Raw genomic sequence first — 13666 nt, forward strand, 5'->3', positions numbered from 1 at the left:
AGATGGACGCCGGGTTCGCGCGCGGCCTCTTCGGCCTCATTCTTCGCGCGCCAAAATTTGGCCAAGAGTGGGGTGCCTTAAATCATGTCGACCGCGAGCGAGAAGCCCGCGGGTCTCTCGAACTGCAATTCCGCCGTGCCCGCGGCTACGTTCCGACCGGAGCTGATGACGGACTGAGTGAGCGAGATGATGAAGTCGGATACGGCGGCCGCCGTGTCTCTGCCGTGCGCCGCGACCAGCGCGAACTCAGGCTTCGTGGCGAGTTCGTTGACCACGGCCGGATCGGCCTCACCGATGCCGAAGGCAAGAATGTTCGGAGCGGTCGGGTGCGAACGGAGACGAGCCTGCGCTGCGCGCCAGTCCTCCCGTTCGTTCGGTAACCCGTCCGTCAGAAAGAAGACGGCGGGACGCAGAACGCTGAAGCCCTGCGCTTTGAGGGTTGGTACGTCTGTCGAAATTCTGACGTACAACTCGTCGAATGCCGACCGGTAGGAAGTGAGACCCTGTGCAGATAACACCGGCATCGACGGCAGTTGGCGCAAGTCAGCCGCATCCAGATACGTGAATGCGTCGTTTGAGAAGCCTATGACGGACAACCTGACCTTCGCGGCGGCAAACGACTCTCTTTGCAGCGCGTCATGAAGCGAAATAAGACCGTCGTTGAGTTCGCCGATGTTGCGAGCCATCGAACCGGACTCGTCCGCCACGAAGTAGATCAACAGGACTTTCCCCTGCGGTTCCACCATGAATACCCCCCACCCCTGCTCGCGGAGAACGCCGAATCTGTTCGGAATCGATGTTGCGTCCGGATCTACCGCAACCGTAGCACCCATGGTCGAGATTGCTGTCTGAACCCTCGCATCGCGAACTAGCGCCGTTGCGAGGACGATTGATCATCAATCTCCGCGATACGCGTCGATCCGACGTTGCTGTGAACACTCGTTAACCGCATTCTGGTCCCGGCGGTCGGGTTAATGTGTGCGCATCTAGTTAGTATGAAGCGGGGGAGGGGTGGCCATGTCGACGCCAATCGGACCTGGGTGGTACGACGATCCCGACGACCAGAGGGCCGAGCGCTGGTGGGATGGCCAGGCATGGTCTCCTAACCGGCGGCGGAAGCAATCGACGTTCTCGTCACAGGCGCCAGAACCGCCGCCAGCAACCTATTTTCCGGTCGCGCCTCCCGACCCTCTGCCGTATCCAGGGCCATCGGCTGCCACGTACCCGGCGTATTCCGCTGGCGGCCCGATTGCTGGTTCCCAAATCCCACCTGACGCGCCGCAGCAGGTGATTGGCCGCCGCTCCACGTTTGGGGTTGACGAAGTCGTTGCACTGATCTTCGCTTTGAGTGGGCTTGGTCTGGTGGCTTCCGCATTCGCCGTCTGGGCCCGCGTCAGCGACGCTGACAGCGTCTTTTCTTTCTCGCTTGAGTATCCCGGTATTGGATCGCCTTCGTTCACAGGTCGGACCTCAGACGTGGCGATGGATTTAACGGAGCTGGCCCAGCACAAGACGAACAGCCCGGGTTGGATCGGTTTGGTCCTGGGTGTAGTTCTGATTGCGCTTGGAGCGAGTCACTACTTCGCATTGAACCGGAAACTCTCGGACGTAGTTGCGGCCGCTCTGAGCGGGATCGTCGTGATCGTTTGCATAAGTTATGCAACAGACCTGCGAGGCGCGTTCGGCGACCCGCCGGTGTTTCCTGGGATTGACTTTGCTCAGGGGCTCGGCCTGATTGCCTCGATTGCGCTGTCGGTCCTAGTGCTGGTGACGGGCGTCGCGGCTTTCATCTACGAGCAACGCCGGCCTTAAGGCACCAGCACCACGGAGCCGACGGTCTTGCGGCCCTGCAGGTCGGCGTGCGCCCGTGCGGCCTCCGCGAGCGGGTACTGCTCGCTGACCGTCACGTCGAGCGTGCCGGTCGCGATCGCGTCGAGCAGTTCGCCCGCCCGCCAGGAGAATTCGTCGGCCGTGTAGGTGTAGTGCGCCAGGGTGGGCCGGGTCAGGAAGATCGATCCCGCGGCGTTGAGGCGCTGCGGGTCGAACGGCGGGACCGGGCCGCTGGCCGCGCCGAACAGCGCGAGCGTGCCGCGGATCGCCAGGCTGGCGAGACTGGCCTCGAACGTCGAGGCGCCGACGCCGTCGTACACCGCCGCGACGCCCACGCCGCCGGTGAGGTCGCGCACCTTCGCGCCGAAGTCCGAGGGATCCTCCGGGTAGTCCAGCACCTCGATGGCGCCGGCCTGCCGCGACAGCTCCGCCTTGGCCGGCGTCGACACGGTCGTGATGACCTTCACCGCCATGCTGGTGGCCCACTGGGTGAGGATCAGCCCGACACCGCCCGCGCCGGCGTGCACCAGGACGACGTCGCCCTGCTGCACGGGGTAGACGGACTTGATCAGGTAGTGCGCCGTCATGCCCTTCAGCAGTGACGACGCGGCGACCTCCGCGGGGACCGCGTCGGGCACGTAGGCGACGAAGTCGGCGGCGGCCAGGCAGTACTCGGCGTAGGCGCCGACGGCCTGAGCGGTGACGACGCGGTCGCCCACGGACAGGGCCGCAACGTCCTCGCCGACCTCGGCGACCGTGCCGCACACCTCGGTGCCCACGACGAACGGGAGTTCCCGCGGATACTGGCCGGACCGGAAGTAGGTGTCGATGAAGTTGACGCCGATGGCGTCGGCCTTGATCAGGACCTGGCCCGGCCCGGGGGAGGGCGTGGCCCTCTCGACGTAGGTGAGAACTTCGGGCCCGCCGGTTTCGGCGACTTCGATGGCGTACATGCCACCTATCATGCAGGCGTGAAACTCGCTCGGCCCGACGTTCGCCACCCCTCCGTCGTTCTGGCAGGTTGCAGCGCTCTCGTGGAGGGCGACGGTGACGACGCCGGCCTCGTCGGCGCGCTCCGGGCGCGCGGGATGCACGCCCGGTGGCTCGCCTGGGACGACCCCGAGACCGAGCGGGCGGACCTGGTGATCCTCCGGGCCACGTGGGACTACACCGAGCGGCTCGGCGAGTTCCTCGACTGGACCCGACGGGTGCCCCACCTCCTCAACGCGCCGGACGTGGTGGCGTGGAACAGCGACAAGCGCTACCTCGACGACCTCGCCGCGGCGGGCGTGCCCACGGTGCCCAGCGAATTCTTCGCACCGGGCGACGCCGTCGCGGTGCCGTCCGGCGAGGTCGTGGTCAAGCCAGCCGTCGGTGCGGGATCGGTCGGCGCGCAACGGTTCACCGACGCCGCCTCGGCACGCGCGCACGCCGCCGCACTGCACGACGCGGGCCGCACGGTGCTCATGCAGCCCTACGATCCCCGCATCGAGGCCGGCGAGACGGCCCTGGTGTTCCTCGGTGGCGCGCAGTCCCACGCCTTCACCAAGGGCCCGCTGCTACCCGCGCCCGGCAGCAGCGCGGCGATGGACGAGTCGGGAACCTACGCCGAGGAGCAGCTGCGGCCCGCGGACCCGGACTTCGAACTGTGGGACGTCGGCCACGCGGCCCTGCGTGCGGCGGCCGACCGGCTGGGCTGCTCGCCGTCGGACTTCCTGTACGCGCGGGTCGACGTGATCGGCGACGCGGTGGATCCGCACCTGCTGGAGCTGGAACTCGTCGAGCCGTCGCTGGGGTGGCGGCAGCTCGACGACGAGAGCCGTGGGCTACGGCAGCGAGAGTTCGCGCTCGCCGTCGAGTCGGCTCTCGACCGGTTCGGCCTCGGTCCGCTGTCGCATCGACGCCCATAGCGCTGCCGTCGCGGCGGTGCAGATCGCGGCGCCGGCCACGTGGACGGCGACCAGGACCGCCGGCACGCCGGTGAAGAACTGCACCGTCCCGACCATGCCCTGCATGCAGACCAGGACCACCAGCACGACGAGCCGGATCGTGACCGGGCGAGGCGCCTTCACCGCCAGCAGCGCGAAGCCCAGACCGATCAGCAGGCACAGGTACGCGGTGACGAGCGCCGAGTGCCGGTACACCAGCGTGACGATGTCGAGGCCCAGTCGCGGGACGGGCGACTCGATGCTCTTGTCGCCCGCGTGCGGCCCGGCGCCGGTCACCATCGTGCCCGTCACCAGCACCACCGACAGCGCCATACCGCTCAGCATGGTCAACTGCCGCAGCGGCTTCGGGACCAGACGCTGGGGGACGCCGTCGTCGGGTTCGCCGATCTTGGCGTAGAGCACCACCGCGAGCCACACCATCAGCATGGACACCAGCAGGTGGATGGCGACCGTCCACCACAGCAGACCGGTCAGGACGGTGATGCCGCCGATGACGGCCTGCAGGACCGTCGACGCCGGCATCAGCCAGGCGTAGACGAGCACCTCGCGGCGACGGCGCGCGCGGACGACCGCGAGCACCGCCAGGGCCGCGGTCAGCACCACCAGGAACGTCAGCAGGCGGTTGCCGAACTCGACGGCCTGGTGGATGCCCGGCACCTCGGCGTGCGGCACCGGGACGAAGCTGCCCGGGAAGCACTGCGGCCAGGTAGGGCAGCCGAGTCCGGAGGCGGTGACGCGGACGATCGAGCCGGTGACGGCGATGCCGCCCTGGGTGATCACGACCGCCAGGGCGATCAGGCGCTGCACCCGCAGGCTGGGTAGTGGCAGCACGTCGACGCACCTTCTGAACACGCGTCCGACGAGCACGCTCCGATCGTAGAGCAGATGTAACTACAGGCCGTAGTAGGGGCGGTCCCGGCCGGTCAGGTGAAGCGGAACCAGCGCAGCGCGCACAGTGCCGCGACCACGCCCCACACCACCAGCACCAGGACGTCCACCGCCGACACGGACTGCGCGAGCGCCTGGCTCAAGGCCTCGGTGAGCGCACCCGACGGCGTGAGCCGCGCGACCCAGCTCAACCAGCCCGACACGATGCCGCCCTCGAGCGTGAGGGCGCCCAGCCCGGCGAAGACGAACCACAGCAGGTTCGCCAGGGCCAGCACGATCTCGGCCCGCAGCGTGCCACCGAGCAGCAGGCCCAGCGCGGTGAACGCGGCGGTGCCCAGCGCGATGATCACCCCGCCCAGAGCCAGCCCGGCCAGCGCCGGCCGCCAGCCGAGCGCAACGCCGATGGCGCCCAACAGCATCGACTGCAGGAACACCACCGTCACTACGGCGAGCGACTTGCCCGCGATGATCCCCCACACCGGCAGCGCGGTGGCGCCGAGCCGCTTGAGGGCGCCGTAGCGCCGGTCGAAGGCCACCGCGATGGCCTGCCCGGTGAATGCGGTGGAGATGACGGCCAGGGCCATGATCGCCGGTACGAACGTCGCCGCGCGGTCGGGTCCGAAGTCGCCGAACGGCAGCAGTGTCAGGCCGATCAGCAGCGTGATCGGGATGAACATCGTCAGCAGCAGCTGCTCGCCGTTGCGCAGCAGGAGCTTCAGCTCGAGCCCGTACTGGGCGGTCAGCATCGCCGGGACCGTCGCGGGCCGCGGGTCGGGCGCGAACGTGCCGGGCTCGAATCGGTTCGTCACGGCCGCAGCTCCCGTCCGGTCAACTCGAGGAACACGTCCTCCAGGCTGCGCTGCTCCACCCGCATGCCGGTCGCGAGCACGTCGAGACGCGCGCACCAGCCGGTCACCGTGGCCAGGACCTGCGGGTCGACGTGGCCCTCGACGAGGTATTCGCCGGGCGTCACCTCGACGGCGCGGTAGTTCTCCGGCAGCGCCGTGATCAACAGCGCCAGGTCGAGTTTCGGCGGTGCGGAGAACCGGAGCTGGTTCTCGGCGCCGCGCTGCATGAGTTCCGACGGTGTCCCGATGGCGACCGGGACACCGTGATCGATGATCATCAGCCGGTCCGCGAGCTGTTCGGCCTCGGTCAGCTGATGGGTGGTCAGCACGATCGTGACGCCGTCGCGGCGCAGGCCGTCGATGAGGTCCCACACGACGATCCGGGCGTGCGCGTCCATGCCCGCGGTCGGCTCGTCCAGGAACACCAGCTCGGGCCTGCCGACGACGGCGCAGGCCAGCGCCAGCCGCTGCTGCTGTCCACCCGACAGCCGGCGGTAGGTGGTGCGCGCCGCCTCGGTGAGCCCCAGCACGTCCATCAGCCAGTCCGGGTCGAGCGGGTTCGCCGAGTACGCGGCGACCAGGCGCAGCATCTCGCCCGCGCGCGCTGCCGGATAGCCGCCGCCGCCCTGCAGCATGACGCCCATGCGCTCACGGAGCTTCGCGTTGTCGGCGACGGGGTCGAGGCCGAGGATCGCGATGCTGCCGGAGTCGGGCTTGAGGAAGCCCTCGCACATCTCGATGGTGGTGGTCTTGCCGGCGCCGTTGGGGCCGAGCAGGGCGAACACCTCGGACTGCTGCACGTCGAGGTCGAGTCCGTCGACCGCGAGGGTCGAGCCGTACCGCTTCGTCACGCCGCGCAGCAGCACGGGGGCAGCGGAACCGGAGGTCACGGAGATTCAGCGTAGGCGTCCGGTCGCGTGACCGGTGGTGGGGGAGGTTCGTGGGCCGCGGCGGCCGCCTCGGGAGCGGGACGCCACGGCAGCCGCCGGTAGGTGAGGACGATCAGCAGCGCCACGATGAGCGCGCTCGCCAGCGTCGCGTCGATGATCTGGAACAGCGCGAATCGGTCGCCGTTGGCCGTCGGCCCGAAAATGCCCACGACCAGCGACAGCACGATCGTGGTGCCGCGGAATCCGGGCCGCGTGGCCCACGTCGCGAGCGGGATGATCGCCCACAGCAGGTACCACGGCTGCACCACGGGGAAGAGCAGGACGGTGGCGCCGAGCGCGACGCCGAGGCCGCCGACCGGATTCAACCGGCCGCGCAGGACGGCGAACAGCAGCCACGTCACCAGTATTGCGATGATGATCACACCGATCGCGCGGGTGAGGCCCAGGACGGCGGTGGTGTGGTCGCCCAGGCCGAGCAGGATCCCGACCTGGCCGGTGCCCAGCGCGATGAGGGTGGGCGGCGACATCCAGGACCGCACGACGTTGGCGGTGCCGAGGGTGAACAGCCAGCCGAAGCCGAGTCCGCTGGCCCACCCGACCAGCGCCATGACGGCCACCGACACCGCCGCCAGCGAGAAGCCGGCGACGAAGAAGGCCTTGACGGTGCCACCCCACCGGCACGCGAGCGCCATCGCGACGAACCCGACGGCCAGCAGCGACGGCAGCTTCACCTGCGAGGACAGCGCGATCAGGATGGTGCCGAGCAGCAGCATGGCCATCGGCGTCCAGCGCACCCACTCGCGGCGGCTCCGTGGCAGGTGCAGCGGCTTCGGCAGCAGGGGCTTGGCGGCGTCGATCCCGCGCAGCGCGAACTCCGTGCCCGCGAGCATCAGGCCGAGCATCAGGGCCTCGTTGTGGATGCCTGCGACGAGGTGCATGAACAGCAGCGGGTTGCACGGCCCGAGCCAGAGCGCGCTGACCTCGGCGACGCCGCAGCGCAGTGCCAGACGTGGCGTCGCCCACACGATGAGGCCGACGCCGACCAGCACCACCAGCCGGTGCAGCAGCACGGCCTCCACGATGTTGTCGCCCGTGATCTCGGAGATGCCGCGCCCGATCCAGAGGAAGAGGGGTCCGTAGGGCGCTGGCGTATCGCGCCACAGGCTGGGCACCGACAGGGTGAAGACGTGATCCAGGCCGAGGCCCGGCGCAGGGCCCACGACGTACGGGTCGAGCCCGTTGCGGGCGATCTGGCTCTGCGCGAGGTAGGAGTAGACGTCCTTGCTGTACATCGGCGGGGCGATCAGCAGCGGGAGCGCCCACAGGATGACCGTCCGGTCCAGCTGGGCGCGTGACATCCGGCGCGGGCCGAGGGCGAATCGGCCCAGCATCAGCCAGGCCAGGGCCATGATCACCGCACCGGTGGTGGTCATGGTCAGCGAGACCGTGGCGATCCGCGACGGCAGGTTCAGCAGCCGCACCCCGAACGTCGGGTCCTGCACCACCGGGCGCGCGCCCGCACCGAGGGCGCCGATCGCCATCAGGACCGTGCCCGTCGCGCCGAACACCCGGGTGCGCCGCATCGATGCGACCTCGGAGGCGATGAGCGGGGACCCGACCGTCACCTCGTCGGCGTGCCACCTGGCGACGGCCGAACTGAGCTGCTGCAGGCGGGCGGCCATCAGAGCACAATAACGGGCGGGTTATTCCCGCCGGCCGGTGTGATTGTTCAGACGGGGCACTAAGGCTGACCTTGCTAGACCGCCTGTTCGAATTCCGACACAATGGTGTTGTGGAATTCGGAACCAAGGGTGCGAGCGTGGACGGCGGCGTCGCCGTCGCGCCCGCGACGCTGCCCTCGGGAGACGGCCACACCCGCAGCGCGATCGTCCAGCTGCTCCTCGAGGGTCCCACGACGGCCGTCCAGATCGGGGCCCGCCTCGGCATCTCGGCCGCCGGCGTCCGTCGCCACCTCGACGCGCTGATCGATGCGGGCGACGCCGAGTCGACCGCTGCCGCCAGCTGGCAGCACACCGGCCGGGGCCGGCCCGCCAAGCGCTTCCGCCTGACCGCCGCGGGCCGCAACAAGCTCGACCACACCTACGACGACCTGGCCGCGGCCGCGATGCGGCAGCTGCGCGAGATCGGCGGCGACGACGCCGTCCGCACCTTCGCCCGGCGACGCATCGACACCATCCTGGCGGGCGTCGGCGAGATCGACGAGGCCGCGGGCGAGGACGTCGCCCACGCCGCCGACCGCGTGGCCACGGCACTGACCAACGCCGGGTACGCCACCACCACCGCGCCGGTCCCCGGCCCGATCGGCGGGGTGCAGATCTGCCAGCACCACTGCCCGGTGTCGCACGTCGCCGAGGAGTTCCCGGAACTGTGCAACGCCGAGCGCGAGGCCTTCGCCGAGATTCTGGGCACGCACGTCCAGAGGCTCGCGACCATCGTCAACGGCGACTGCGCGTGCACCACCCACGTCCCCGTGGCCCCGAACGAGCAGCACCCGCACGACCCGAAAACCGATCGACAAGCAGTATCCGATCGACAAGCAGCCACTAATCAGCAAGGAGCGTCGACATGACGACCACCCCCGAGGCACCACAGCTGACCCAGGACGAGGCCATCGCGTCGCTGGGCACCTACGGCTACGGCTGGTCGGACTCCGACGTCGCCGGCGCCAGCGCACAGCGCGGCCTGTCCGAGGCCGTCGTCCGCGACATCTCGGCCAAGAAGAGCGAGCCCGAGTGGATGCTCGACATGCGCCTCAAGGCGCTGCGCACCTTCGGCAAGAAGCCGATGCCCAACTGGGGTTCCGACCTCGACGGCATCTTCTTCGACAACATCAAGTACTTCGTGCGCTCCAGTGAGAAGCAGGCCGCCACGTGGGACGACCTGCCCGCCGACATCAAGAACACCTATGACCGGCTCGGCATCCCCGAGGCGGAGAAGCAGCGTCTGGTGTCGGGCGTCGCCGCCCAGTACGAGTCCGAGGTGGTCTACCACTCGATCCGCGAGGACCTCGAGGCCCAGGGCGTCATCTTCCTGGACACCGACTCCGCGCTGAAGCAGCACCCCGAGCTGTTCAGGGAGTACTTCGGCACGGTGATCCCGGCCGGCGACAACAAGTTCTCCGCGCTGAACACCGCGGTGTGGTCGGGCGGCTCGTTCATCTACGTCCCCAAGGGCGTGCACGTCGACATCCCGCTGCAGGCCTACTTCCGGATCAACACCGAGAACATGGGCCAGTTCGAGCGCACGCTGATCATCGTCGACGAGGACGCCTACGTGCACTACGTCGAGGGCTGCACCGCGCCGATCTACAAGAGCGACTCGCTGCACTCCGCGGTCGTCGAGATCATCGTCAAGCCGGGCGGCCGCTGCCGCTACACGACCATCCAGAACTGGTCGAACAACGTCTACAACCTGGTGACCAAGCGGGCGCGCGCCGAGGCCGGCGCCACCATGGAGTGGGTCGACGGCAACATCGGCTCCAAGGTCACCATGAAGTACCCGGCCGTGTGGATGACCGGCGAGCACGCCAAGGGCGAGGTGCTCTCGGTGGCGTTCGCCGGCGAGGGCCAGCACCAGGACACCGGCGCCAAGATGCTGCACCTGGCACCCAACACGTCGAGCAACATCGTGTCCAAGTCCGTCGCGCGCGGCGGCGGCCGGGCCTCCTACCGCGGCCTGGTCCAGGTCAACAAGGGCGCGTACGGCTCCAAGTCGAGCGTGAAGTGCGATGCGCTGCTGGTCGATTCGATCAGCCGCAGTGACACCTACCCCTACGTCGACATCCGCGAGGACGACGTGACGATGGGTCACGAGGCCACGGTCTCCAAGGTCAGCGCGGACCAGCTCTTCTACCTGATGAGCCGCGGCATGACCGAGGACGAGGCCATGGCCATGGTGGTGCGCGGCTTCGTCGAGCCCATCGCCAAGGAACTCCCGATGGAGTACGCGCTCGAGCTGAACCGGCTCATCGAGCTGCAGATGGAAGGGGCCGTCGGATAGTGACCCAGGATCTGACAGCGGCGGTCGAGGGGACCGCCAAGCCCGGCTCCGCACTGGCCGGCGCCAACAAGGGCGACGCGTTCTCGTCGTTCGACGTCGACGCGTTCGAGGTGCCCGGCGGCCGCGACGAACTGTGGCGCTTCACGCCGCTCAAGCGGCTCCGCGGCCTGCACGACGGGTCCGCACCCGCGACGGGCTCGGCACTCATCGAGGTCACCGAGCGGCCCGGCGTCACCATCGAGTCGGTCCGCCGCGGCGACGAACGCCTCGGCCAGGGCGGCGTTCCCGCCGACCGCGTTGCGGCGCAGGCGTTCTCGTCGTTCGAGGCGGCCACCATCGTGACCGTCGGACGCGAGGTCGAGGTCGCCGAGCCCATCGAGATCGTCGTCAACGGTCCGGGTGCGGGCGAGGTGGCGTACGGCCACCTGCAGATCCGCCTCGAGGAGATGGCCCGCGCGATCGTCGTCGTCGACCTCCGCGGCAGCGGCACCTACGCCGACAACGTCGAGATCATCGTCGGCGACGCGGCCGGCCTCGGCGTCATCTGGATCGCCGACTGGGCCGACGACGCGGTGCACGTCAGCGCGCACCACGCCAAGCTCGGCCGGGACGCGGTCCTGGGCCACGTCAACGTGACCCTCGGCGGCAACGTCGTGCGCACGTCGGCGACCGTGCGGTACACCGGGCCCGGCGGCGACGCCAAGCTGCTCGGCACGTACTTCGCCGACGACGGCCAGCACTTCGAGTCGCGGCTGCTGGTCGACCACTCGCAGCCGAACTGCAAGTCCGACGTGCTCTACAAGGGTGCGCTGCAGGGCGATCCGGACTCCGATCTCCCCGACGCCCACACCGTGTGGGTGGGCGACGTGCTCATCCGCGCCGAGGCGACGGGCACCGACACCTACGAGGCCAACCGCAACCTGGTCCTCACCGACGGGGCGCGCGCCGACTCGGTGCCCAACCTCGAGATCGAGACCGGCGAGATCGTCGGCGCCGGACACGCCAGTGCCACGGGGCGTTTCGACGACGAGCAACTGTTCTACCTCCGGGCCCGGGGCATCCCCGAGGCCCAGGCGCGTCGTCTGGTGGTGCGCGGCTTCTTCGGCGAGATCATCGCCAAGATCGCCGTGCCCGCGGTGCGCGAGCGCCTGACCGAAGCCATCGAACGAGAACTAGCGATCACCGAAGCGAGAAACAGCTGATGACCACACTCGAAGTCAAGGACCTGCACGCCTCCGTCGTCTCCGCCGAGGGTGGCGACGACATCGAGATCCTCAAGGGTGTCGACCTCACCGTGAAGTCGGGGGAGACCCACGCGGTCATGGGGCCCAACGGATCCGGCAAGTCGACGCTGTCCTACGCGATCGCCGGCCATCCCAAGTACACCGTCACCTCCGGTTCCATCACGCTCGACGGTGAGGACGTCCTCGCCATGAGCATCGACGAGCGGGCCCGCGCCGGCCTGTTCCTCGCGATGCAGTACCCCGTCGAGGTGCCCGGCGTGTCGATGTCGAACTTCCTGCGCACGGCCGCCACGGCGGTCCGCGGCGAGGCGCCGAAGCTGCGGCACTGGGTCAAGGAGGTCAAGGGTGCGATGAGCGACCTCGACATCGACCCGGCGTTCAGCGAGCGCAGCGTCAACGAGGGATTCTCCGGCGGCGAGAAGAAGCGCCACGAGATCCTGCAGCTGGGCCTGCTCAAGCCGAAGATCGCGATCCTCGACGAGACCGACTCGGGCCTCGACGTCGACGCCCTGCGCATCGTCAGCGAGGGTGTGAACCGCTACGCCGAGTCCGAGAACGCCGGCGTCCTGCTGATCACGCACTACACCCGGATCCTGCGCTACATCCGTCCGCAGTTCGTGCACGTGTTCTTCGACGGCCGCATCGTCACTTCGGGTGGACCCGAGCTGGCCGACGAACTCGAGGAGAACGGCTACGAGCGCTTCACCCAGGCTGCGGCCTCGGGAGCCTGACGTGACGGCCGCACGGACCTCGGATCTGGGCCTCGACCTGGCCGGTATCCGAGCGGACTTTCCGATTCTGCAGCGCGTCATGCGGGGCGGCCATCAGCTGGCCTACCTGGATTCCGGTGCCACGTCGCAGAAGCCGCTCGCGGTGCTGGACGCCGAGCGGGAGTTCCTGACCACCTCCAACGGCGCGGTGCACCGCGGTGCGCACCAGCTGATGGAGGAGTCGACCGACGCCTACGAGCAGGGGCGCGAGGACATCGCCCGGTTCGTGGGTGCCGACTCCGACGAGCTGGTGTTCACCAAGAACGCCACCGAGGCCATCAACCTGGTGTCGTATGCGCTGGGGGACAAGCGGTTCGACGGTGCCGTCGGACCCGGTGACGTCATCGTGGTCACCGAACTCGAGCATCACGCCAACCTGGTGCCCTGGCAGGAGCTGGCGCGACGGACCGGCGCCACGCTGCGCTGGTACGGCGTCACTGACGACGGCCGCATCGACCTGGACTCGCTCGATCTCGACGAGAACGTGAAGGTCGTGGCGTTCAGCCACCACTCGAACGTCACGGGTGCGATCGCGCCGGTCGCCGAGATCGTCTTGCGCGCCAAGGCCGTCGGTGCGCTGACGGTCCTGGACGCCTGCCAGTCGGTGCCGCACCAGGCCGTGGACTTCCACGCCCTCGACGTCGACTTCGCCGCGTTCTCCGGCCACAAGATGCTGGGGCCCACCGGCATCGGCGTCCTCTACGGGCGGCGTGCACTGCTGAACGCGCTGCCGCCGTTCCTGACGGGCGGGTCGATGATCGAGACGGTGACCATGGAGGCCACCACCTATGCGCCCGCACCGCAGCGCTTCGAGGCCGGCACCCCCATGACGTCGCAGGTGGTCGGATTGGGGGCTGCCGCACGCTATCTGGAGCGCATCGGCATGGCGGCCGTCCACGAGCACGAGCGCGACCTGGTGGCCGCGGCGCTCGCGGGGCTGTCGGACGTCGACGGCGTGCGGATCGTCGGCCCGCTGACCACCGAGCTGCGCGGGTCGCCCGTCAGCTTCGTGGTGGACGGCGTGCACGCCCACGACGTGGGCCAGGTGCTCGACGACGACGGCGTCGCCGTCCGGGTCGGACATCACTGCGCGTGGCCGCTACATCGTAGGTTCGGCGTCGCCGCGACCGCGCGGGCATCGTTCGCGGTGTACAACACGTTGGACGAGGTCGACCGGCTGGTCGCCGGGGTCCGGCGGTCCATCGAGTTCTTCGGCAGGGACTGACC

At 69.1% G+C, this 13666-nt stretch carries 13 protein-coding genes; 7 read left to right on the forward strand and 6 right to left on the reverse strand.

The features are described 5' to 3' along the window. Positions 1-77: 77 nt before the first annotated feature. The gene (locus AC1MEY_RS07850; protein ID WP_480230114.1) at positions 78-746 is read right to left on the reverse strand and encodes a vWA domain-containing protein; all 669 of its coding nucleotides are present in this window, start codon (positions 744-746) and stop codon (positions 78-80) included. Positions 747-1017: 271 nt separating this feature from the next. Between AC1MEY_RS07850 and AC1MEY_RS07855 the strand changes: the two genes are divergently transcribed. Then, complete coding sequence (locus AC1MEY_RS07855; protein WP_480230115.1) at positions 1018-1812, forward strand: DUF2510 domain-containing protein; 795 nt, start codon at positions 1018-1020, stop codon at positions 1810-1812. Here AC1MEY_RS07855 and AC1MEY_RS07860 read toward each other — a convergent pair. Further along, positions 1809-2783, reverse strand: a complete 975-nt coding sequence (locus tag AC1MEY_RS07860; protein WP_480230116.1) for a quinone oxidoreductase family protein — start codon at positions 2781-2783, stop codon at positions 1809-1811. The two genes, AC1MEY_RS07855 and AC1MEY_RS07860, sit on opposite strands and share 4 nt — an antisense overlap. An 18-nt stretch (positions 2784-2801) precedes the next feature. Between AC1MEY_RS07860 and AC1MEY_RS07865 the strand changes: the two genes are divergently transcribed. Then, the gene (locus AC1MEY_RS07865) at positions 2802-3740 is read left to right on the forward strand and encodes an ATP-grasp domain-containing protein (protein WP_480230117.1); all 939 of its coding nucleotides are present in this window, start codon (positions 2802-2804) and stop codon (positions 3738-3740) included. Here the strand turns inward: AC1MEY_RS07865 and AC1MEY_RS07870 are convergent. Genes AC1MEY_RS07870 through mptB form a run of 4 tightly spaced genes read right to left on the reverse strand, consistent with a single transcriptional unit; the run spans position 3657 to position 8087 of the window. After that, on the reverse strand, positions 3657-4646 hold the full coding sequence (locus AC1MEY_RS07870) for a COX15/CtaA family protein (protein ID WP_480230118.1): 990 nt from the start codon (positions 4644-4646) through the stop codon (positions 3657-3659). The two genes, AC1MEY_RS07865 and AC1MEY_RS07870, sit on opposite strands and share 84 nt — an antisense overlap. Before the next feature lie 56 nt (positions 4647-4702). After that, complete coding sequence (locus AC1MEY_RS07875; protein ID WP_480230119.1) at positions 4703-5476, reverse strand: ABC transporter permease; 774 nt, start codon at positions 5474-5476, stop codon at positions 4703-4705. After that, positions 5473-6405 carry an ABC transporter ATP-binding protein gene (locus AC1MEY_RS07880; protein WP_480230120.1) on the reverse strand — a complete coding sequence of 311 codons (933 nt, stop codon included), beginning with the start codon at positions 6403-6405 and terminating at the stop codon, positions 5473-5475. Before AC1MEY_RS07880 ends, AC1MEY_RS07875 begins: the two co-directional genes overlap by 4 nt. Next, positions 6402-8087 (reverse strand): polyprenol phosphomannose-dependent alpha 1,6 mannosyltransferase MptB, encoded by a 1686-nt coding sequence (mptB, locus tag AC1MEY_RS07885; protein ID WP_480230121.1) that lies wholly within the window; start codon positions 8085-8087, stop codon positions 6402-6404. Before mptB ends, AC1MEY_RS07880 begins: the two co-directional genes overlap by 4 nt. Positions 8088-8197: 110 nt before the next feature. Here mptB and AC1MEY_RS07890 point away from each other — a divergent pair, with 110 nt between their 5' ends. The 5 genes from AC1MEY_RS07890 to AC1MEY_RS07910 are packed head-to-tail and all read left to right on the forward strand — an operon-like array spanning position 8198 to position 13664. Further along, positions 8198-8995: a helix-turn-helix transcriptional regulator gene (locus AC1MEY_RS07890; RefSeq protein WP_480230122.1), complete on the forward strand. Its 798-nt coding sequence runs from the start codon at positions 8198-8200 to the stop codon at positions 8993-8995. Next, positions 8992-10425 carry a Fe-S cluster assembly protein SufB gene (gene sufB, locus AC1MEY_RS07895; RefSeq protein WP_480230123.1) on the forward strand — a complete coding sequence of 478 codons (1434 nt, stop codon included), beginning with the start codon at positions 8992-8994 and terminating at the stop codon, positions 10423-10425. The genes AC1MEY_RS07890 and sufB overlap by 4 nt, the downstream gene beginning before the upstream one ends. Continuing rightward, a complete protein-coding gene (gene sufD, locus AC1MEY_RS07900; RefSeq protein ID WP_480230124.1) occupies positions 10425-11627 on the forward strand; it encodes a Fe-S cluster assembly protein SufD in 1203 nt (400 codons plus the stop codon). The genes sufB and sufD overlap by 1 nt, the downstream gene beginning before the upstream one ends. Beyond that, positions 11627-12400, forward strand: coding sequence for a Fe-S cluster assembly ATPase SufC (gene sufC, locus AC1MEY_RS07905; protein WP_480230125.1), 774 nt, complete (start codon positions 11627-11629; stop codon positions 12398-12400). The genes sufD and sufC overlap by 1 nt, the downstream gene beginning before the upstream one ends. A 25-nt stretch (positions 12401-12425) precedes the next feature. Beyond that, a complete protein-coding gene (locus tag AC1MEY_RS07910; RefSeq protein WP_480231357.1) occupies positions 12426-13664 on the forward strand; it encodes a cysteine desulfurase in 1239 nt (412 codons plus the stop codon). Positions 13665-13666: the final 2 nt, after the last annotated feature.

The organism is Mycobacterium sp. PTI7, assembly GCF_056679845.1.

Bases quoted from the DNA above. Each gene is read 5' to 3' on its own strand.
- AC1MEY_RS07850 (WP_480230114.1), bottom strand. From the start codon at position 746: ATGGTGGAACCGCAGGGGAAAGTCCTGTTGATCTACTTCGTGGCGGAC.
- AC1MEY_RS07855 (WP_480230115.1), top strand. From the start codon at position 1,018: ATGTCGACGCCAATCGGACCTGGGTGGTACGACGATCCCGACGACCAG.
- AC1MEY_RS07860 (WP_480230116.1), bottom strand. From the start codon at position 2,783: ATGTACGCCATCGAAGTCGCCGAAACCGGCGGGCCCGAAGTTCTCACC.
- mptB (WP_480230121.1), bottom strand. From the start codon at position 8,087: ATGGCCGCCCGCCTGCAGCAGCTCAGTTCGGCCGTCGCCAGGTGGCAC.
- sufB (WP_480230123.1), top strand. From the start codon at position 8,992: ATGACGACCACCCCCGAGGCACCACAGCTGACCCAGGACGAGGCCATC.
- sufC (WP_480230125.1), top strand. From the start codon at position 11,627: ATGACCACACTCGAAGTCAAGGACCTGCACGCCTCCGTCGTCTCCGCC.